At 68.7% G+C, this 19,402-nt stretch carries 17 protein-coding genes; 12 read left to right on the top strand and 5 right to left on the bottom strand.

All coding sequences use genetic code 11. From position 1 onward, the window contains the following. The 10 genes from A9974_RS18480 to A9974_RS18435 all read left to right on the top strand — a co-directional run. The coding region (locus A9974_RS18480; protein ID WP_183005614.1) for a TonB-dependent siderophore receptor at positions 1-2,327 on the top strand (2,327 nt) is incomplete at its 5' end. After that, positions 2,321-3,238: an alpha/beta hydrolase gene (locus A9974_RS18475; RefSeq protein WP_183005613.1), complete on the top strand. Its 918-nt coding sequence runs from the start codon at positions 2,321-2,323 to the stop codon at positions 3,236-3,238. The genes A9974_RS18480 and A9974_RS18475, both read left to right, overlap by 7 nt. A 199-nt stretch (positions 3,239-3,437) precedes the next feature. Continuing rightward, a complete protein-coding gene (locus A9974_RS18470) occupies positions 3,438-4,958 on the top strand; it encodes an amidohydrolase family protein (RefSeq protein ID WP_183005612.1) in 1,521 nt (506 codons plus the stop codon). Positions 4,959-4,983: 25 nt separating this feature from the next. Continuing rightward, the gene (locus tag A9974_RS18465) at positions 4,984-6,186 is read left to right on the top strand and encodes an ABC transporter substrate-binding protein (RefSeq protein WP_255468227.1); all 1,203 of its coding nucleotides are present in this window, start codon (positions 4,984-4,986) and stop codon (positions 6,184-6,186) included. A 14-nt stretch (positions 6,187-6,200) separates the two neighbouring features. Continuing rightward, complete coding sequence (locus A9974_RS18460; protein WP_220806015.1) at positions 6,201-7,046, top strand: ABC transporter permease; 846 nt, start codon at positions 6,201-6,203, stop codon at positions 7,044-7,046. Continuing rightward, on the top strand, positions 7,043-7,873 hold the full coding sequence (locus tag A9974_RS18455) for an ABC transporter permease (protein ID WP_255468226.1): 831 nt from the start codon (positions 7,043-7,045) through the stop codon (positions 7,871-7,873). Before A9974_RS18460 ends, A9974_RS18455 begins: the two co-directional genes overlap by 4 nt. Positions 7,874-7,891: 18 nt before the next feature. Next, positions 7,892-8,758 carry an ABC transporter ATP-binding protein gene (locus A9974_RS18450; protein WP_183005611.1) on the top strand — a complete coding sequence of 289 codons (867 nt, stop codon included), beginning with the start codon at positions 7,892-7,894 and terminating at the stop codon, positions 8,756-8,758. Between the two features lie 99 nt (positions 8,759-8,857). Next, positions 8,858-10,237, top strand: coding sequence for an LLM class flavin-dependent oxidoreductase (locus A9974_RS18445; protein WP_183005610.1), 1,380 nt, complete (start codon positions 8,858-8,860; stop codon positions 10,235-10,237). Between the two features lie 172 nt (positions 10,238-10,409). Further along, positions 10,410-11,129 carry a glutamine amidotransferase gene (locus tag A9974_RS18440; RefSeq protein WP_183005609.1) on the top strand — a complete coding sequence of 240 codons (720 nt, stop codon included), beginning with the start codon at positions 10,410-10,412 and terminating at the stop codon, positions 11,127-11,129. Between the two features lie 76 nt (positions 11,130-11,205). Next, positions 11,206-12,666 (top strand): hypothetical protein, encoded by a 1,461-nt coding sequence (locus A9974_RS18435; protein ID WP_183005608.1) that lies wholly within the window; start codon positions 11,206-11,208, stop codon positions 12,664-12,666. Between the two features lie 50 nt (positions 12,667-12,716). Here A9974_RS18435 and copD read toward each other — a convergent pair whose 3' ends face one another. The 3 genes from copD to A9974_RS18420 form a co-directional block, all read right to left on the bottom strand. Next, entirely contained in the window at positions 12,717-13,604 is an 888-nt protein-coding gene (gene copD / locus A9974_RS18430) for a copper homeostasis membrane protein CopD (RefSeq protein ID WP_183005607.1), read from the bottom strand. A 1-nt stretch (position 13,605) separates the two neighbouring features. Then, on the bottom strand, positions 13,606-13,965 hold the full coding sequence (copC, locus tag A9974_RS18425) for a copper homeostasis periplasmic binding protein CopC (protein ID WP_183005606.1): 360 nt from the start codon (positions 13,963-13,965) through the stop codon (positions 13,606-13,608). 98 nt (positions 13,966-14,063) lie between these two features. Then, complete coding sequence (locus A9974_RS18420; RefSeq protein ID WP_183005605.1) at positions 14,064-14,486, bottom strand: DUF2946 family protein; 423 nt, start codon at positions 14,484-14,486, stop codon at positions 14,064-14,066. A gap of 133 nt (positions 14,487-14,619) precedes the next feature. On the opposite strand from A9974_RS18420, the gene A9974_RS18415 reads away from it, so the two are divergent. Further along, complete coding sequence (locus A9974_RS18415; RefSeq protein ID WP_183005604.1) at positions 14,620-15,396, top strand: ProQ/FinO family protein; 777 nt, start codon at positions 14,620-14,622, stop codon at positions 15,394-15,396. 91 nt (positions 15,397-15,487) lie between these two features. Here the strand turns inward: A9974_RS18415 and A9974_RS18410 are convergent, their stop codons facing one another. Next, a complete protein-coding gene (locus A9974_RS18410; RefSeq protein ID WP_175220614.1) occupies positions 15,488-16,465 on the bottom strand; it encodes a tripartite tricarboxylate transporter substrate binding protein in 978 nt (325 codons plus the stop codon). Between the two features lie 144 nt (positions 16,466-16,609). After that, the gene (gene garD / locus A9974_RS18405) at positions 16,610-18,184 is read right to left on the bottom strand and encodes a galactarate dehydratase (RefSeq protein WP_183005603.1); all 1,575 of its coding nucleotides are present in this window, start codon (positions 18,182-18,184) and stop codon (positions 16,610-16,612) included. Positions 18,185-18,430: 246 nt separating this feature from the next. On the opposite strand from garD, the gene kdgD reads away from it, so the two are divergent. After that, positions 18,431-19,345: a 5-dehydro-4-deoxyglucarate dehydratase gene (gene kdgD / locus A9974_RS18400; protein WP_183005602.1), complete on the top strand. Its 915-nt coding sequence runs from the start codon at positions 18,431-18,433 to the stop codon at positions 19,343-19,345. Positions 19,346-19,402: the final 57 nt, after the last annotated feature.

The following is a 19,402-nucleotide window of genomic DNA, read 5'->3' as shown; positions in this document are numbered from 1 at the left end:
TGCCCGCCCTGCCCGCCGTGGCCCAAGGGCAGGCCGAGGGCCAGGCCCAACCCGCTACCGCCGACGGCCGCCGCGCCTACCAGATTCCCGCCGGCCCGCTGACCCAGGCGCTGAACGCCTTCGGCCAGGCCGCCGGCATTCCGCTCAGCGGCGCCATGCCGCTGACCCAAGGCAAGTCCAGCCCCGGCCTGTCCGGCCGCTACACGGTGCAGGAAGCCCTGGCGGCGCTCCTGGCCGGCACGGGCTTGGCGGCCGCGCACACGGCCGACGGCCAGTATGTGCTGGAGCCGCAGGCCAGCGGGCCGGCCACGCTGGCGCCGATCGCGGTGCTGGGCGCATCCGCCGGCGCCGACGGCTTCGTGGCGCAGACCAGCAGCAGCGCCGGCAAGACCGACGCCTCCCTGATGGAAACTTCGCGCTCGGTCAGCGTGGTGACGCGAGCGCAGATGGATGCGCGCGGCGTCACGTCCATGCCCGAGGCCGTGCGCTATGCCGCGGGTGTGGGCACGGGTAGCGCGGGCTTTGACCCGCGCTTTGACCAGATCACAATCCGCGGCTTTCCGGTGAACACCACCGGCGACTACCTGGACGGCCTGCGCCAGACGCCGGGATCCTATGCCTATTTCCGCACCGAGCCCTATGCGCTGGAACGCATCGACATCGTCAAGGGCCCCATGTCGGTGCTGTACGGCCAGGGCACGCCGGGCGGCGTGGTCAACCGGATCTCGAAGCGGCCGGGCCCGGACCCGGTCCGCGAAATCGTGTTGATGGGCGCCACGCACGACCGCAAGCAGGCCGCGTTCGACATCGGCGACGATATGAACGAATCGGGCTCGGCGCAATTCCGCGTCACCGGCCTGCTGCGCCGCGGCGACACCGACCGCATGATCGCCGACGAGCGCGACCTGTTCGCGCCGTCCTTCAAGTTCCGCCTGGGCGAGGACACCACGCTGACCCTGCTGGGCCAGTACCTGAAGGACGAGACCGACGCCAACGTCGGCAATTACGTCGAAAACGGCAAGGTGACGCGCATCCGCGTCAGCGATCCGCGCTACGACCACCAGCGCCAGACCCAGTACCAGGCGGGCTACGAGCTGGAACACCGGCTGGGCCGGGACGTGACGCTCAAGCAGCAGTTGCGCTACGGCCATATCTCGCTGGACGCGCGCTACCTGAGCGGCGGCGCGCTGGAGCCCGGCACCCGTCTGCTGAGGCGCAGCGCCTGGGGCGTGGAAAGCAAGGTCGAGACCCTGGCGGTGGACAACAACGCGACCTTCCGTTTCGACACCGGCGGGGCCGCGCACAGCCTGCTGGCCGGCTTTGACTACCAATGGCTCAAGTGGGACCAGGGCGTGGGCTACCTGGCGTCCGGCTATCCCTCGCTGGACCTGGACAATCCCCAGTACGGCTACGTGCCCGGCCCCACGCCGCCCATGAACTCGGTATCGGTGCTGCAGCGCAACTCGCAATACGGCATGTACCTGTCCGACCAGGTCAAGCTGGGCGGCTGGCGCCTGACCCTGGGCGGCCGCTACGACATCGCCAAGCAGGACCACCGCAACCTGCTGACCCCTGCGCCGGCCCAGGCCAAGACCGACAAGGCCTTCACCTGGCAGGCAGGCGCCCTGTACCTGGCCGACAACGGCCTGGCGCCCTATGCCAACTATTCCACCTCGTTCACGCCCAATACCGCGCTGGACAGGGACGGCAACGTGCTCGGCCCCACCCGCGGCTCGCAGATCGAAGCAGGCATCAAGTACCAGCCCAATGGCTCGCACAGCTATTTGACCCTGGCCGCCTACCGCATCGAGGAAAAGGACGCCGCCCGCGCCGTGCCCGCTACGCCGTACTCGCAACTGGCCGGCACGCTGCGTTCCACCGGCATCGAACTGGAAGGCCTGGCCGAACTGGACCGCGGCCTGCAACTGATCGCCAGCTACAGCTACAACCTGGGCAAAGTCATCAAGAGCAACAACCCCGCCGAGGTGGGCAAGGTGCCCTCGTACCAACCGCGGCACATGGCCAGCCTGTGGCTGGACTACCGGCTGCCGCAAGGCCCGCTGGCCGGGGTCGGCCTGGGCGCCGGGGCGCGCTACATCGGCGCCAGCTACGGCGATTCGCTCAACGTGATGCGCAACCCGGCCGCGACCTTGTTCGACGTCTCGTTGAGCTACGAGCCCGGCTACGCGCATCCGGCGCTCAAGGGCTGGCAGGCCAGCATCAGCGTGCAGAACCTGGCCAACAAGCAGGTGCAGACGTGCAGCGCTGGCTATTGCTACCTGGGCCAGGGCCGCCAGATCGTCGGCCAGGTACGCTACAAATGGTGAGCGCGCGCCAGACCCTCGCGGCGGCGTTGCTGGCGCTGGCCGGGACCGCCAGCGCCTGGGCGCAACCGCCGGCGCCCACGCCTGCCGTGCAGGCCCCCCAGGACGCGCGCGCCGTGCTGCCCGGCACGGTCCAGTTCAACCTGCACCCGCCCGGCCAGCCCGACCGGCCCTACCGCATTCAGGTGGTCGAGCCCCGCGGCAAGCCCCCGGCCAACGGCAAGCATCCGGTCATCTACCTGCTGGACGGCAACGCGGTGTTCGGCGCCTACTACGACGCCGTGCGCCTGCAACAGGACCTGGCCGGCAGCGCCATCGTGGTAGCGGTGGGCTACCCCACCGACCTGCCCTTTGACTTCCTGCGGCGCTCCTACGACTTTTCGCCGCCGGAACCCGCCGGCAAGCCGCTGCCCCGCGTCAATGGCTACCCGCCGCCGCTGGGCGGCGAACAGGCCCTGCTGGCTTTCCTGGAGGACACCCTGCTGCCCGAGATCGCCCGCCGCTATCCCGTGGACGCGCGCCGCCTGACGCTGGCCGGCCATTCCTTTGGCGGCATGTATGCGCTGAACGTGCTGTACACGCGCCCGGACCTGTTCAACCAGGTCGTGTCCATCAGCCCCTCGCTGTGGTGGCAGGACCATTACCTGCTTGACCGAGAAAGCGCCTTTGTGCGGCAGGCCCAGGCGGGCAAGACCGACCTGCGGCGCAGCCGGTTGTTGCTGATGGCCGGCGGCGCCGAAACCGCGCAAACGGTGCACGAGGCCCGTTCGCTGGCCCGGCGCCTGGACCAGGCGCTGGCCCCGCAGGGGCTGGCCACCGTCTATGTGGAACTGCCTGAGGAAACCCATATGTCGGTGCCGGTGGCCGCGGCCACCCATGTGCTGCGCCACGTGCTGACCGCCCGGCAGCAGTAACGGCCAGACCCGCGCCGCCTCCTTCCGGCCCCGCCGCGCGGCCTGCCTGCCGCGCGGCGGGGCCATTCGGTTATTTGAAAATGCCGCACAAATAAAGAACAAAAGCGTCGTTTGGCGTTGCCCGCGCCTGCCGTAATGTGTGCCGACAGCCAGGAACATTTCCTGGCGGACCCGCACATGATCCACGGAGAGCGCCCGCATGAACCAGCCATTGAAACCGAGCCAAGCGTCACGATCCGCCGCCGTCAAGGCGACGTTGGACTACCCCGTGATCGACACCGACGTGCATGTCAACGACTACGCGCCGGTGCTGGAAGACTATGTGCAGCACTACGGCGGCGGCAAGCTGGTGGACGTGCTGCGCAAGTCGCTGGGCTCGCGCTTTTCGACCAAGAGCGGCGGCAAGGACTGGTACCAGCAGACGCCCGCCGAACGCCAGCACAACCGCACCCTGCGCGCGCCCTGGTGGGCCCGGGTGACGCGCAACACGCTGGACCTGGCCACCTACACCCTGCCCGAGCTGCTGAACGAGCGGCTGGCCGAGCAAGGCGCGGATTACTCCGTGCTGTTTCCCAATGACGTGCTGGCGCCCCTGGCCGCGGGCAACGAATTGCGCCAGCCGCTGCACCGCGCCATCAACCACTTCCACGCCGACCAGTACCGCAAGTACAGCGACCGCCTGACCCCGGTGGCCGGCATTCCGCTGCACACGCCGCAGGAAGGCATCGAGGAACTGGAATTCGCGGTCAAGACGCTGGGGCTGAAAGTCATCAACATCGCCGGCGGCGTGAAGCGCCCGATCAAGGCGGTGGCCGACAAGTATCCGGCAGCCGAGCACCCTGAAGTGGCCAAGCACGCCAGCTACATCGACTTCTACGGCATCGACAGCGAATACGACTACGACCCGTTCTGGGCCAAGGTGGTCGAGCTGGGCGTGCCCGTGACGACGCACTACGGCAGCCAGGGCTGGACCGGACGGCATTCGATCAGCAACTACATGTTCAACCACATCGGCCACTTCGCCGATGGCTCGCAGGCCTTTGCCAAGGCGCTGTTCTTCGGCGGGGTGACGCGGCGCTTCCCGGCCCTGCGCGTGGCGCTGCTGGAAGGCGGCGCCGACTGGGGCTCGCACGTCTACACCCATCTGGTGGACCGCTGGGAAAAGCGCAACCGCCACGCGGTGCAGAACTACAACCCCGCGCACGCCGACGTGGCGTTGCTGCACGAGCTGTTCCAGCGCTACGGCGCCGACTTCATCCGCGGCCGCGACATCGACCCGCAGCAGCTGCTGCGCGACAGTCTGGGCATCTCGGCGCTGCCGCACAGCCGCGATCCGCATCCCGACGAGCTGGACGACTTTGCCGCCGCCGGCATTGAGTCGCCCGAAGACATCCGCACCCGCTGGGTCGACAGCTTCTATTTCGGCTCGGAGGCCGACGACCGCACGGTGGCCGCGGCCTTCAACGACAAGGTCAACCCCTTGGGCGCCAAGATCAATGCCATCTGGTCCTCGGACATCGGCCACTGGGACGTGCCGGACCTGACCGAACCCCTGGCCGAAAGCTGGGACCTGGTCGAGCAAGGCGTGATCAGCGCGCAGGATTTCAAGGCGCTGGTGTTCGGCAACCCCTATCGCTTCTATACCGAGGCCAATCCCGATTTCTTCCGCGGCACCGCCATCGAACGCAAGCTGGCCCGCCCCGCCGCCCGCGCCGCCTGATTCCATTCCCGACAAGAGCCTCCCCATGAAGTCATTGATACGCTTGAAATTGTTCAACCTGGCCAAGGGCGTCGCGGCGCTGGCCCTGGCCGTCGGCGCGGCATTCGGCGGCGCCGCGCAGGCGGCCGACGTCATCCGCGTCGGCGTGGCCACCGCGGGCGGCGGCGATCCGATCACCTGGGGCGGTTCGCCCGGCGGCGTGGTGCGCGTGAACCAATGGCTGGAGCAGGCCTTCGCCGCCGACGGCGTCAAGGTCGAATGGCTGTTCTTCAAGGGCGCCGGCCCGGCGGTCAATGAAGCGTTGTCCAACAAGCAGATCGACTTCGCCTACCAGGGCGACCTGCCCCAGGTGGTGGGCCGCGCCAACGGCCTGAAGACCAAGCTGTTGCTGGTCAGCGGCGCGCGCAACAACCTGTACCTGGTGGCCCCGCCCAACTCGCCGCTGAAATCCATCGAAGACCTCAAGGACCGCAAGGTTTCGATCTTCCGTGGCACCAACGGCCACCTGGTGGCGATCAACGTGCTGGCGGCCCATGGCCTGGCCGAGCGCGACATCAAGGGCGTGAACCTGGACGCGGGCAGCGCCCAGGCCGCGCTGGTGTCCAACGGCGTGGACGCGGCCTTTGGCGGCTACGAGTGGTTCAAGGTGCGCGACCAGGGCCTGGCCAAGGTCATCTACAGCACCCAGGGGCAGGACCCAGCCTATACCCGCCAGGCCTCGCTGCTGGTGCGCGAGGACTTCGAACGCGAGAACCCCGCCCAGGTGCAGAAGCTGGTCGACGTGTTCGTGCGCGCCGCGCAGTGGTCATCCGATGAAAAGAACCGCGACGCGCTGTTCAAGATCTGGGAAAAGAGCGGTGTGCCCTATGCCTCTTGGGCGGCCGAGTTCGACAAGCAGGACCTGGCCTCGCGCAATTCGCCCCTGATCGACGATTTCATCATCGCCCGCTACAAGGCGGTGGTGGCCGACGCGGTCAAGCTCAAACTGATCCGCCGGGAAGTCTCGCTGGATGGCTGGTTCGAGCCGCGTTACTTGCAGAACGCGCTGAAGGCGCAGGGGCTGGAGCAGTATTGGACGGCATTTGATGCGGCCGGCGATCCGGCGGCCGGCGCTCCGGCGGCCGGCAAGCCGGTGTCGAGTCCGCCTGCGGCCAGCAATGCCCCGGCAAACGGTGCGCCGGCGATTGCTTCCGCCGCCTCGCCTGCGGCCGCGGCCGCGGCACGTTGACTCGGGACGCCGCCATGTCCCCATCCACCCTCTCGGGCGCCACGCCGCTGGGCCCAGCCACCTGGCCGACCTGGGCCCGCCAGGCCGCCAGCACCGCCGCGCCCTGGCTGCTGCCCCTGACGCTGATCGTGCTGTGGCAGACCGGCGCCAGCCAGGGCTGGATCTCGCCCCAGGTGCTGCCCCCGCCCGCCTACGTCTGGGACACCCTGCGCGACCTGGCCACCAGCGGCGACCTGTGGCTGAACACCCGCGCCAGCCTGCAACGCGTGCTCGTCGGCTTCGCGCTGGGCAGCCTGCTCGGCCTGCTGCTGGGCACCGCCATGGGGCTGTCGCGACGGCTGGAAGCCTATGTGCTGCCGACCTTCAACGCGCTGGTGCAGATCCCGGTGCTGGCCTGGCTGCCCTTCGTGCTGCTGATCGTCGGCATCGGCGAACCCCTGAAGTACATCCTGATTGCCAAGGCCGCGCTGGTGCCGGTCACGCTGAACACTTTGCAAGGCTTTCGCCAGGCCAGCCCGGCGCTGCGCGAAGTGGGCCAGGTGTACGGCTACAGCCGGCGCCAGGAAGTGCTGGAAATCGTGCTGCCGCTGGCCCTGCCCACCCTGTTCACCGGGCTGCGCCTGGGCTTTACCAAGGCCTGGCTGTCGCTGGTGGTGGTGGAACTGGTGGCGTCCAGCGAAGGCCTGGGCTACCTGATCGTCTACGGCCGCCAATTGTTCCAGCTGGACCTGGTGATGGCCGCGGTCATCGTGGTGGGCGCCATCGGCTACGCCATCGACCGCTTGCTGGACTGGGCTGAAACCCGCCTGATCCATGGCCGGCGCGCAGCCCGCCGGGTCGCCACGGAGGCCCGCCCATGACCGCATCCTTCACCCCCGCGGCCTCGCGCGACGCCGCCGAGCTGGCCGTCTCCCAACCCCTGGCCGTGCGCGGCGCGGGCCGCTGGCGCGGGCTGGTGCTGCCGGTGGCGGCCATTGCCCTATGGTGGCTGCTGTCGCGCGCCGACCTGGTCAATTCCGCGCTGCTGGTGTCGCCCGAGAAAGTGCTGGCCACCGCCATCGACCAGGTTGCGGGCGGCAAGCTGTGGCGCGCCCTGGGCGCCAGCCTGGGCCGCGAGCTGACCGGCTTTGCCATCGGCACGGTATCGGGCCTGGCGCTGGGCGTGCTGCTGGGCCTGTCGCCCACGTTCAACCGTCTGGTCGGCCCCAGCTTCAACACCTTCAAGCAGATCTCTCTGTTCGCCTGGATTCCGCTGATCTCGGTGTGGTTCGGCCTGGGCGACACCGCCAAGGTGGTGTTCCTGTCGCTGGCCGCGCTGGTGCCGGTGGTGGTCAACACCTGCGACGGCGTGCGCAACGCGCCGCCCAAGCTGCTGGAAGTAGCTCGGGTCTACCAGTACACCCGCTGGCAGACCTTCAGCCAGGTCGTGCTGCCATCCGCCGCGCCGGCCATCTTCACCGGCGTCTACCTGGCGCTGATCTATTCCTGGCTGGCCACCATCGGCGCCGAATACCTGCTGGTGGCGGGCGTCGGCATCGGCAACCTGCTGATCGAAGGCAGCGAACATTTCCAGATGGACCTGGTGATCTTCGGCATGTTCGTGGTGGGCCTGGTGGGCTGGCTCATGAATGCCCTGGCCCGCCTGGCCGAACGCCGGCTTGCGCGCTTGCGCGGCCAGGACCAATAACCGCAGGAACCCTCAAGCATGGCTCAAGACAATTCGCTGGACCTGGAACTGCAATCCGTCGGCAAGCGTTATCCCAGCGCCCAGGCCGAGGGCGGCGTGCTGCAAGTGCTGACGGGCGTGGACCTGGTCATTCCCGCCGGCCAATTCGTGTCCATCGTGGGCGCCAGCGGCTGCGGCAAGTCCACCCTGCTGCGCCTGATCCTGGGGCTGGACGACGCCTACGAAGGCGCCATCACCCTGGGCGGCCAGCCCGTGCGCGGCACCAGCCCGGAACGCGGCATCGTGTTCCAGGACCATCGCCTGTTCCCGTGGCTGAACGTGGCGCAGAACATCGGCGTGGGGCTGCGCAACGCCGACCTGCCTGCCGCCGAGAAACGCGACCGCGTGGCCGAGCACATCGCCCTGGTCGGACTGGAAGGCTTCGAGCAGTCGTATCCGCACCAGATCTCGGGCGGCATGGCACAACGCGTGGCCATCGCCCGCGGCCTGGTCAACCGGCCGCGCGTGCTGCTGCTCGACGAGCCCTTTGGCGCGCTGGACGCGCTGACCCGCGCCCGCCTGCAGACCGAACTGCAGCGCATCTGGCAGAAAGAACGCATCACCATGATCCTGGTGACCCACGACGTGGAAGAAGCCGTCTACCTGGGCGACCGGGTGGTGATCATGCAGCCGCGCCCGGGGCGCATCCGCCGCATTGTGGACGTGCCGCTGCCGCACGCCCGCAACCGCAGCGACCCGCGCTTCATCCGGCTGCGCGACGACGTGCTGTCCGATTTCCTGGAGCCCGACGGCGCGCCCGCCGATGCCAGCCCGCCGCTGGGCGCGGATGCCGGCAGCGGCGTCCCCGCCCTGCCTTCCCTGGCGTCGCTGCGCATGGCCTGGTAGCGCCGGCGCCCTCATCTGCCTTGCCATCGGCATCGCCCGCGATCCTCGGATGTCCCTGCCCGCGGATCGCCTTTCCCATCCTCTTGGAGCCTGCCCCCCATGTCCCGCCCTTCCCGCCAGATCAAGCTCGGCGCCTTCCTGATGCAGACCGGCCATCACATCGCCGCCTGGCGCCACCCCGATGCGCAGGCCGACGCACCCGTCAATTTCCGCCATTACGCCGACCTGGCCCGCCGCGCCGAGGCCGCCAAGTTCGACGCGGTGTTCCTGGCCGACTCGGTCGGCGTGCGCAATACCGACCTGCCGTCGCTGTCGCGCACGGCCCGCAGCGACCATTTCGAGCCCCTGACGCTGCTGTCCGCGCTGGCCGCCGTCACCGAGAAGATCGGCCTGATCGCCACCGTCTCCACCACCTACAACGAGCCCTATCACGTGGCGCGCAAGTTCGCGTCGCTGGACCACATCAGCGGCGGCCGCTCGGGCTGGAACCTGGTCACCTCCAGCGGCCAGGGCGAGGCGCAGAATTTCAACCTGGATGAACACGTCGAACACGCCCGCCGCTACGCCCGCGCCGCCGAGTTCCACGACGTGGTGCTGGGCCTGTGGGACAGCTGGGAAGACGACGCCTTTCTGCGCGACAAGGCCAGCGGCCAGTATTTCGATCCGGAAAAGCTGCATCCGCTGAACCACCGCGGCGAGCATTTCTCGGTGCGCGGGCCGCTGAACGTGTCGCGCTCGCCGCAAGGCCGGCCGGTGGTGGTGCAGGCCGGCGCGTCGCCCGCTGGCCGCGACCTGGCCGCGCGCACCGCCGAGGTGATCTTCGTAGCGCACCAGACCTTCGACGAGGCCCAGGCCTTCTATCGCGACATCAAGGGCCGCGCCACGGCCTACGGCCGCGATCCCGACGGCATCAAGGTCATGCCCGGCATCTTCCCCGTCATCGGCCGCACCCAGGCCGAAGCCGAAGCGAAGTTCGCCCGCCTGCAAGACCTGATCCACCCCGTGGTCGGCGTGCAACTGCTGTCCAATATGATCGGCGGCTTCGACCTGTCGCGCTACCCGGTGGACGGGCCGCTGCCCGAGATCCCCGAAACCAACGGCGGCAAGAGCCGCCAGCAACTGTTGATCGACCTGGCTCGCCGCGACGGCCTGACGATCCGCCAGCTGTACCTGCGCATCGCCGGGGCCCGCGGCCACCAACAGGTGGTCGGCACGCCGCAAAGCGTGGCGGATCAGTTGCAGCAATGGTTCGAGGAAGATGGCGCCGACGGCTTCAACATTATGTCGCCATGGCTGCCGGGCGGGCTTGACGACTTCATTGAACTGGCGCTGCCCGAATTGCGTCGACGCGGGCTGTTTCGCACGGAATATGAAGGCAATACGCTGCGCCAGAACCTGGGGCTGACGCGGCCGGCGCATCGAGTGCAAGGACGGACGACGGCCCAGCCGCTCCCGCAAGAGGCCCACGCCGCCGTCTGACGCGGCGAGGATCAAGCTGGCGGTGGGCGCGCGGTGCGGGGCGGGTGTGGGTAGTGGCGATATCAACGCCGCTCATAGCAGATAGGCTGTTTTTCATATTGATGAATGCGCGCGGCCGGTTCATCATGGCGCTCGGCCCGCCCGGGCCGCCGTCACCGATCTCGCCACCGCCATGACCGACAGACCCCTGGCCATCCTGCAAATGGGCCGTCCGCCCGAAGACCTGCGCGCCACGCATGGCGAACAGGCCGACTGGGTCACGGCCGCGCTGGCCGGCATCGACGTGCCGTTGACGGTCGTGTATCCCGCCGACAGCGATGCCCTGCCCGACCCCGCCCGCCTGCGCGGCGCCGTGCTGACGGGGTCGTGGGCCATGGTCACCGATCGCGAACCGTGGAGCGAGCGCACCGCGCAATGGCTGCGCGATGCGCTCCGAGCGCAATTGCCGCTACTGGGCATCTGCTACGGCCACCAGTTGATGGCCCATGCCTTTGGCGGCGTGGTCGGCTACCACCCGCAAGGCCGCGAAATCGGACTGCACACCGTACAACGCGTACCGGCCTCGGCGGACGATCCCCTGTTGACCGGTCTGCCCGACCGCTTTGCCGCTAACCTGACCCACGAACAAAGTGTGCTGCAACCGCCCGCGCCGGCGGTCGTGCTGGCCGGCACCGCGCACGATCCGCACCAGATCCTGCGCTACGGCCCGCAAGCGCTGTCGGTGCAGTTCCATCCCGAATTCACGCCAGCCGTCATGGATGCCTGCCTTGCCCGGCGCCAGGATGTCTTTGCCGGCGAAGGCCACGACGTCGCCGCCTTGCGCGCCGCCCTGGCGCCCACCCCGCACGCCCGACAGATCCTGCGTGGTTTCGCCACGGCTTGCGCCCGATGATGGGCGGGCCGCGAGCAACGCCTGGCCGCGAACGCGCGTCGGCGCTCCCCTCCGCTTTTCCTGTCCGGGCCTTCCCATGACGTACCTGCTGTGGTCCCTGCCTGCGCTGATCGTCATCGGCGCCATCGCGAGCGGCCGCTTCAATACCACCCTGGCCGCCGTGCTGGGGCTGCTGGCCGCCGGGCCCGTGGCGCTGTTCGCAGCCCCGGGCGCTTTCGGCGCAGGCCAACTGGGCCATGCGCTGGCGCGTGGGCTGTGGATCGGCGGCATCATCACGCCTTATATCCTGGGCGGCCTGCTGTTTTGGCAAATGGCATCCCGCGCCACGTCGGCGCACCGCGCAGACGCCATGCCGGCCGCCGATCTGCCGACACGCCGCCGCCTGCTGTTCTTCGCCTGCTTCCTGGTCGGCCCGTTCGCCGAGGCGGCCACCGGTTTTGGCGTCGGCATGCTGGGCACGGTGCTGCTGATCCGGCCGCTCGGCTTCAAGCCGCGTGAACTGATGGTGTTCGCCCTGCTCAGCCAGACGCTGATTCCCTGGGGCGCCATGGGCAGCGGCACGCTGCTGGCCTCGGCCTATGCTCGCGTGCCGCCGGCGCAACTGGCCTTGTACGGCATGGTGCCGGTGGCCCTGTTGATGATTGTCTGGATGACGCTGTTCTGGTTCACCGCGCGCCGGGCAGGTCTGCCCGCCCCGGCCGCCGAGCGCGGACGCGAAGCGCTCTGGATGCTGGCCAGCCTGGCGCTGCTGACCGCTGCCACGGCCCTGCTCGGCCCGGAAACCGCGCTGCTGGCCGCCTACGGCCCGCTGATCGTGCTGCGTTTCGTGCTGGATCGCCGCCCCGGCCGGGTCCAGATGCAAGACGCCGCGCGCGGCGCGCTACCCTACATTCTGCTCATCGCCTGCCTGGTCGCGACCCGCCTTGCGCCCAGTCTGAACCAGGGCCTGGCGGGCCTGGCCCGTTTCAGCCCCTACCCCGACCTGCCGAGCTGGACCCCGTTCCTGCACGCCGGCAGTTGGCTCATCGGCGGCGCGCTGCTGATGGCAGCCGTGCGTCGCCAGCCCGGGCTGCTGGGCACCAACGCGCGCCACGCCTGGACCACCGGAAAACACGCGGTGATGTCGGTGTTCCTGTTCGCGATGATGGCCGAAGTGCTGGCCGGCGCCGGCATCTCGCAGGCCTTCGCCGACGGTCTGTTCCGCACCATGCAGGACTGGACCTTGCTGATGACGCCGCTCATGGCCGGCGCCTTCGGCATCCTGGCCAACAGCGGTAATGCCCCGAACAGCCTGTTCATGCCGTCGCAGCTGTCGCTGGCGCTGCATGCCGGGCTGAGCGTGCCCGCCGCCGCCGCGCTGCTGCACGTGTCCGGCACCTCGATGGGGTTTTTCTCGCCGATACGCATGTCCATTGCCGCAGGCCTGGCCCATGGCCGGGGACAGGAGCGCGCGGTCTATGCGCAGTTGCTGCCGTTCGCGCTGGCCGCCTTTGCGATCTTGCTGGCGCTGGCCGTGCTGCTGGTGCTGGCCGGATAGCGCGCGGCGGCAAGCCGCAGGGCGGCAGCCCTGCGACGTCCCGCTGCGTCCTACAACGGCGACATTAGTCCCAGAAAACCCACGGCCGTCAGCACCGCTGCTCCCAGGACCAGCTCCACGATCGTATTGCGGTGAATGGCCTGCAAGGCATCCGCCCGCTGCGTGCCGATGCGCGGAATCCAGCGGTAGCGGTTCACGACCGCCAGGCCGGTCATGACCAGCGCCAGCGCGATCTTCACGGCCAGCAGGCGTTGATAGTCCGAGCCGGGGTCCACGCTGCCGGCGCCCAGGATCAAGAGCGCATTGCCGATACCCGTCAACAGCAGCATCGCCACGGCGACGTGCCCCCAGGTGGAAAAGCGCAGCAGCGCGCGCGTCGCCTCGGCGCGCCTGCCTGGAAGCCGCCACGCCGCCAGCCACAGCAGGAACACCGGCAATGACCCCAGCCAGAAGGCCGCGGACAGGCCATGCAGGTAATCATTGAGCGCGTGCGCTACGCCCAGCCCGCCCTCGTGCATGGCCGCATGGCCGCTGAAACTCAAAGGCGCCAGGGCCAGCGCCGCCACCCCGGCCAGCACCCAGGGGCGGCCGGGTGGCACGGCCACCACCACCGCCAGCGCCAGCATCGCGCCCAGCACACGCGGCATCCACGCCTGGCCGTAGCGGGTTTGCAGCGCCACCGTGCCCAGCATGTCGCCATTGCCCAGCGCGCCCCAGTCACCCGCGATGCTGACGGTCTGCAGCGGCAGCAGGCACAGCGTGGCCACCAGCCCGATCGCGGCCGCGCCGCGCAGGGTGTGCCGCAAGGCGGTTTCCGCTTCCAGCGCCAGGCGCGGCGACCCGGCCAGGGCCAGCATCGCCGCGGTTCCGAACAGCAGCGCCATCGCCGCCGCGCTCACCGCGCGGCACAGCGCGAACGCGGCGAACAGCAGGCTCATCTCAAGGCTTGACCGTGAAGGTCCATGCGCCGTCGGTCTTGTGGCCGTCCTTGGACAAGGCCTGCCACTTCACCGTGTAGGCGCCGGCCGGCAGGTCCTTGGGCACCGGCAGCACCAGCGTCTTATCGTCGCCCGGCGCGGGCGCGGCCTTGGCCGTCGCCGCCGGCTTGCCCGCGGCGTCCAGCAAGGTCAGGGACGAAAACGCGGGCTCCAATCCTTCGGAAAAACTGGCCGTCACCGAGGCCGGGGCGGCCACCACGGCTTTGTCCGCGGGCGTGGCCTGCTTCAGATGGGCGTGGGCCCAGGCGAACTGCGGGGCCAGGGCCAGCGTGGCGGCGGCGATGAGAACGGGCTTGAACATAGTGGCACTCCTGATGAAATGGCGGCGCAAAGCCGCGCATTAGGTCACGCGTAAGGGAATTGAACCGCGGGTCGCGGGCACGAATCGTGATGAAACGATCAGGCCGCGAGCGGCGGTGCGCGTGATTGCTGGGGCCGCCAATCCGGCGCGTTGCGCCACAGCGGCGTCGCTTCCCGCACGGGCGCGGGCAGCGCCGGTCCCCGCGCGGGCAAGCGCCAGGCCAGGCTGGCCGGCGCGGGCGGGCAAGCCCCGCCCAGCATGGCGCACGTCGACGCGCAGCAGTGCGGCAGCGTGCCGCCCGCCGTATCCCATCCGCCATGCCCATGGGTGGACGACCCGGCCGGCACCGCATCCAGCACCAGCATGCGCGGCCCGCTGGCCGTGCACAGGACGACGGCGGCGCCCTGCCCGCCGATTGCGGGCGCGGCGACCAAGGCCGCCGACGCCACCAGGGATTGAAAAACCAGCAGCACCGCCGTCAGCCACGCCACCCCGCGCCGGCGGGGGGCGGCGTGGCGCATAAACGTAACAGACGGGGGCAGATGCATGGTGCCAAGGAGCTTACGACGCCCGTTGGGGCCCCCGCAACTTCAATCTGACGGGTAACAACTGTTATGCTCCCTGCTTTCAACATCAGAACGTGCAGCACACACTATGGGTCTAGAACAGCTCGCCGCCATCCGAGGACTGCTTTTCAAGCAGGATCCCGAAGTAACGGCTTCCCCCAAACCTGCGCGCCCCGCCGCCGCCAAAGGCGACGGCAAGCGCGATGAAAAGCGCGGCGGCAACCGGAACGGCAAGCGTGAAGGACAGCGCGACGGGCAGCAGGCTGGCCAGCGTCAGGCGCCGCGTGAAAAACGCGAGACCGACGTCGACCCGGTCCTGATCGCCATTTCGCGGCTGCAACGCCAGTTCCCCAAGGCCTTCCCCAAGAAACCGGCCGCCAAGGTGCCGCTCAAGCTGGGCGTGCTGGAAGACCTGCAGCAGCACGCCAAGGCCTTGCAGCTGACCGCCGATGAAATCAAGGTGGCCGTCAAGACCTGGTGCGATGGCCGCCGCTACTGGGACAGCATGGTCGAAGCCGCCCCGCGCGTCGACCTGAACGGCGAACCTGCCGGCGCCGTCACCGCCAACGAAGCGCAGCACGCCAAGCGTATGGCCTCGCGCCGTCATGCCAAGGGCGCCGCCGCCCGCGGCAAGGGCAACGCCAACAAGGCCAAGCCGCAAGCCGATGCTACGGCAGCCGCAGCACCGGCTGCCGCAGCATCGACTGCCGGCGCGGCGGCTGAGGCCGCCGCCGCCGAGGCCAGCGTCCAGCCGGTCCAGGCTCACCCCGCGCCCGTGGCCGACGGCGCCGCCAAGCCGGTGCAGGCCGCCGCTCCGGTGGAAACACCTGCGGCAACCCCTGCGGACAAGCCCGCCGCGGACTGACCCCCGGCAAACAAGAAAGAACCATGGACCGCGCAGCGCCTTGCCAGGCGCGGCGCGGTCCATTTTTTTCTGCGAAGCCTGGTGGCAGTGCCTAATCCAACCTGATATCCGCGCTGGCCACCACCTTGGCCCAGCGCGCCCGCTCGCTGCTGAAAAATTGCGCCAATTCCGCCGGATTGCGCACCACGATCTCGGCGCCCTGCTCGTTCAGTTGCGACTTCACGTCCGGTTGGTTGACGATCTGGCCCATCAGCGTGGCCAACAGATTCGCGGTCTTGTCCGTGGCCGTCACCGGCGCCATCACGCCCTGCCAGGTACCGGATTCAAAGCCGGCCACGCCCTGCTCGGAAATGGTCGGAATGTCGGCCACCAGCTGCATGCGTTCTTTCTTGGAAATCGCAATCGCGCGCAGCTTGCCGCCCTTGATGTGCGGCAGCGTTGCCAGCAGACCGTTCATGATGACTTGTGTCTGCCCGCCGATGGTGTCGGTCACCGCCTGCGAACCGCCCTTGTACGGCACGTATTCCCACTGCGCGCCGGTCGCCTGCTGCACGGCCACCGCGGCCAGATGCGGCGCGCTGCCGATGGCGGTTACCGCAAAGTTCAGGCGCTGCTTCTTGGACAGCGCCACCAGCTCGGGCACGGTCTTGGCCGGCACGTCCGGATGCACGGCCAGCACATGCGGCGAATACGCCAGCATGCCGACCGATCGCAGGTCCTTGGATGGATCGAACGACAGCTTGGTGTAGACCGACGGGCTGATCGCCAGCGCGCCCACGTCGCACAGCAGCACGGTGTGGCCCTCTTGCGCCGATTGCACCACGATGCCCGCGCCCAGGTTGCCGTTCGCGCCCGGCTTGTTCTCCACCACAACGGTCTGTTTCAGGGCCTCGGCCAACCGCGGGGCGATGACCCGAGCGATGATGTCCGACGAGCCGCCGGGCGGGTATGGCACCACGATGCGCACCGGCCGCGTGGGCCAGGCGTCGGCCTGAGCCCAGGCGGGCGTGATCCGTGCCAGGCCGAGCGCGGCAGCGCCGGCCAGCAGATGCCTTCTGTTTGAATCCATGTTGTCTCCGTTGTCGTTGTAGATAAAGGCCCGGGCCTCATCGGGCCGGTGCCGGGTGGTATCAGGGTGGCCTGCGGGCGACCCCGCTGAAAGCGAGCCGGTTCACCAAGAACCGGGCTGAGCGCGAGCCGCTGGGTTGACGCATCACGTCACCGGCCCCGGGTTGAACAGCGCCAGCGCGTTGTGCAGCTTGAGTTTTTCCGCACAGGTCTGGCGGCGGCCGCTGGCCACGTCCAGCATCAGGCGGAACAGTTCCCAGCCCACGTCTTCGATGCTGGCCTGGCCCGTGGCGATGCGGCCGGCGTCCACGTCCATCAGGTCGTGCCAGCGCCGCGCCAGGTCGCTGCGCGTGGCGACCTTGATCACCGGCACCTGCGCCAGCCCATAGGGCGTGCCGCGGCCGGTGGTGAATATGTGCAGGTTCATGCCCGCGGCCAGTTGCAGCGTGCCGCAGATGAAATCGCTGGCCGGCGTGGCCGCGAAGATCAGGCCCTTGCGCGTCAGCCGGTCGCCCGGCGACAGCACGCCGTCGATATTGGACGAACCGGATTTCACGATCGAGCCCATCGCCTTTTCGACAATGTTGGACAGGCCGCCCTTCTTATTGCCCGGGCTGGTGTTGGCGCTGCGGTCGGCGTGGCCGCGTTGCAGGTAATCGTCGTACCAGGCCATCTCGCGCACCAGCGCGTCCGCCACTTCCGGCGTGGCCGCGCGCGCGGTCAGCTGGTCGATGCCGTCGCGCACTTCGGTGTTTTCCGAGAACATCACGGTGGCGCCCGCGCGCACCAACAGGTCGGCCGCAAAGCCCACGGCCGGGTTCGCCGTCACCCCCGAAAACGCATCGCTGCCGCCGCACTGCACGCCCACCACCAGCTCGGACGCCGAACAGGTTTCGCGGCGGCGCTGGTTCAGTTTTTCCAGGTGCCGTTCGGCGGTGCGCATGATGTTGTCGATCATGGATTCAAAACCCACGTGCTCGTCGTCCTGCAGCACGATGGTGTCCACGTCGCCTTCGCCCGCCATGCCCTGGCCCGCCCGGATCGGAATCGCGCCGGGCGCCAGCAGGCGTTCGGGCTGCAGCTTTTCGCAGCCCAGGCTGACCACCATCGTGGCGCCGCCGAAATTCGGATTGCGGGCAATGTTGTGCAGCGTGCGCACCGGAATCGCCGCGCCCGGCGCGTCGATCGCCACGCCGCAGCCGTAGGTGTGTTCCAGCCCCACCACCTGGTCCACATTGGGGTAGCGCGGCAGCAACTCGCGCCGGATGCGCGCCACCGCATGTTCCACCACGCCCTGCACGCACTGCACCGTGGTGCTGATGGCCAGGATATTGCGCGTGCCTACCGTGCCGTCGGCATTACGGTAACCCTGGAACGTATAGCCTTCCAGTGGCGGCAGCGGCGCGATCCGGCGCGTGCCCACCGGCAGGTCCTGCAGCGTGCGCGCGGCGGGCATGGTGGTGACGCGTTCGTTGACCCAACTGCCGCGCGGCAAGGCCTGTGCCGCATAGCCCACCACTACGTTGTAGCGCCGCACCGCGTCGCCCTGCGCCAGGTCCCGCAGCGCCACCTTGTGCCCCTGAGGCACCGCCTCGGCCAGCGTCAGGCCGTCCGGCAACGCGGTGCCCGCCGGCAAACCGCCGTCGTTGGCCACGATGGCAACGTTGTCCTGGGGATGGATCTGGATAAGCACGGGCGCTTGGCCTGCCGCGAGCTGCATTCGGGTCTCCTGATTGTTGTCGGCACCGGCTACCTCGGCTTCCGGTACGTTATCGTACAACTAACAGAATAGCTGCTGTCGATTACTTCGAAGAATTGCGGATTTCCCCAGGTTGGTCTTGCCCGTCATAGGGAAATTCGCCTTGAAGCCAAAAAAATCATGTTGTACGATGACATACCTATTCATCACGACGAACTCGGCAAACCACCCGCCGCCGCGTCGCCAGCCTCACAGGAACCCCCGCCCATGACCACGCCGCAGGAACTCAAGGAAATCGTCTCGGAAGGCCTACTCTCCTTCCCCGTCACCGATTTCGACCGGAATGGCGACTTCAACGCCAAGACCTACGCCCAGCGCCTGGAATGGCTGGCGCCCTACGGCGCCACCGCCCTGTTCGCGGCAGGCGGCACCGGCGAGTTCTTCTCCTTGGCCCCTACCGAGTACGCCGACGTCATCCGCACCGCCGTCAACACCTGCGCAGGCAAGGTGCCGATCCTGGCCGGCGCGGGCGGCCCCACCCGCGTGGCCATCGCCTATGCGCAGGAAGCCGAACGCCTGGGCGCCAAGGGCGTGCTGCTCTTGCCGCACTACCTGACCGAGGCCTCGCAACAAGGCATCCTCGATCACGTCGAACAGGTCTGCAAATCGGTCAAGATCGGCGTCATCGTCTACAACCGCGCCCAATCGCGCCTGTCGGCCGACAGCCTGGCCGTGCTGGCCGACCGCTGCCCCAACTTGGTCGGCTTCAAGGACGGTATCGGCGACATCGAAGCCATGGTGCGCATCCGCCGCAAAATGGGCGACCGCTTCTCGTACCTGGGCGGCCTGCCCACGGCCGAGGTCTATGCCGCCGCCTACAAGGCGCTGGGCGTGCCGGTGTATTCGTCGGCCGTCTTCAACTTCGTGCCCAAGACCGCGATGGACTTCTATCGCGCCGTCGCCGCGCATGACCACGACACCACCAACCGCCTGCTCGACGAGTTCTTCCTGCCCTATCTGGAAATCCGCAACCGCTGCGCCGGCTACGCCGTCAGCATCGTCAAGGCCGGCGCCAAGCTGGTCGGCCACGACGCCGGCCCGGTCCGCGCGCCGCTGACCGACCTGCTGCCCGCCGAACTCGAAGCGCTCGACGCCCTGATCCGCAAGCTTGGGCCTCAATAAGCCCGCCTTGCAGCAACGCCTGCCCGCCCCCGCATCGGGGGCGTTTTCATTCGGAGA

This window comes from Achromobacter sp. UMC71 (assembly GCF_014170305.1).
Taxonomy (GTDB): Bacteria; Pseudomonadota; Gammaproteobacteria; order Burkholderiales; family Burkholderiaceae_B; genus Achromobacter.
This window is presented reverse-complemented; position numbering and strand designations above follow the sequence as displayed.

Excerpts from the sequence above, each read along its gene's own strand:
- kdgD (WP_183005602.1), top strand. The coding sequence starts at position 18,431 with ATGACCACGCCGCAGGAACTCAAGGAAATCGTCTCGGAAGGCCTACTC.
- A9974_RS18440 (WP_183005609.1), top strand. The coding sequence starts at position 10,410 with ATGACCGACAGACCCCTGGCCATCCTGCAAATGGGCCGTCCGCCCGAA.
- garD (WP_183005603.1), bottom strand. The coding sequence starts at position 18,184 with ATGCAGCTCGCGGCAGGCCAAGCGCCCGTGCTTATCCAGATCCATCCC.
- copC (WP_183005606.1), bottom strand. The coding sequence starts at position 13,965 with ATGTTCAAGCCCGTTCTCATCGCCGCCGCCACGCTGGCCCTGGCCCCG.
- A9974_RS18435 (WP_183005608.1), top strand. The coding sequence starts at position 11,206 with ATGACGTACCTGCTGTGGTCCCTGCCTGCGCTGATCGTCATCGGCGCC.
- A9974_RS18455 (WP_255468226.1), top strand. The coding sequence starts at position 7,043 with ATGACCGCATCCTTCACCCCCGCGGCCTCGCGCGACGCCGCCGAGCTG.
- A9974_RS18450 (WP_183005611.1), top strand. The coding sequence starts at position 7,892 with ATGGCTCAAGACAATTCGCTGGACCTGGAACTGCAATCCGTCGGCAAG.
- A9974_RS18415 (WP_183005604.1), top strand. The coding sequence starts at position 14,620 with ATGGGTCTAGAACAGCTCGCCGCCATCCGAGGACTGCTTTTCAAGCAG.
- A9974_RS18475 (WP_183005613.1), top strand. The coding sequence starts at position 2,321 with ATGGTGAGCGCGCGCCAGACCCTCGCGGCGGCGTTGCTGGCGCTGGCC.
- A9974_RS18410 (WP_175220614.1), bottom strand. The coding sequence starts at position 16,465 with ATGGATTCAAACAGAAGGCATCTGCTGGCCGGCGCTGCCGCGCTCGGC.
- A9974_RS18445 (WP_183005610.1), top strand. The coding sequence starts at position 8,858 with ATGTCCCGCCCTTCCCGCCAGATCAAGCTCGGCGCCTTCCTGATGCAG.
- A9974_RS18460 (WP_220806015.1), top strand. The coding sequence starts at position 6,201 with ATGTCCCCATCCACCCTCTCGGGCGCCACGCCGCTGGGCCCAGCCACC.
- A9974_RS18465 (WP_255468227.1), top strand. The coding sequence starts at position 4,984 with ATGAAGTCATTGATACGCTTGAAATTGTTCAACCTGGCCAAGGGCGTC.
- A9974_RS18420 (WP_183005605.1), bottom strand. The coding sequence starts at position 14,486 with ATGCGCCACGCCGCCCCCCGCCGGCGCGGGGTGGCGTGGCTGACGGCG.
- A9974_RS18470 (WP_183005612.1), top strand. The coding sequence starts at position 3,438 with ATGAACCAGCCATTGAAACCGAGCCAAGCGTCACGATCCGCCGCCGTC.
- copD (WP_183005607.1), bottom strand. The coding sequence starts at position 13,604 with ATGAGCCTGCTGTTCGCCGCGTTCGCGCTGTGCCGCGCGGTGAGCGCG.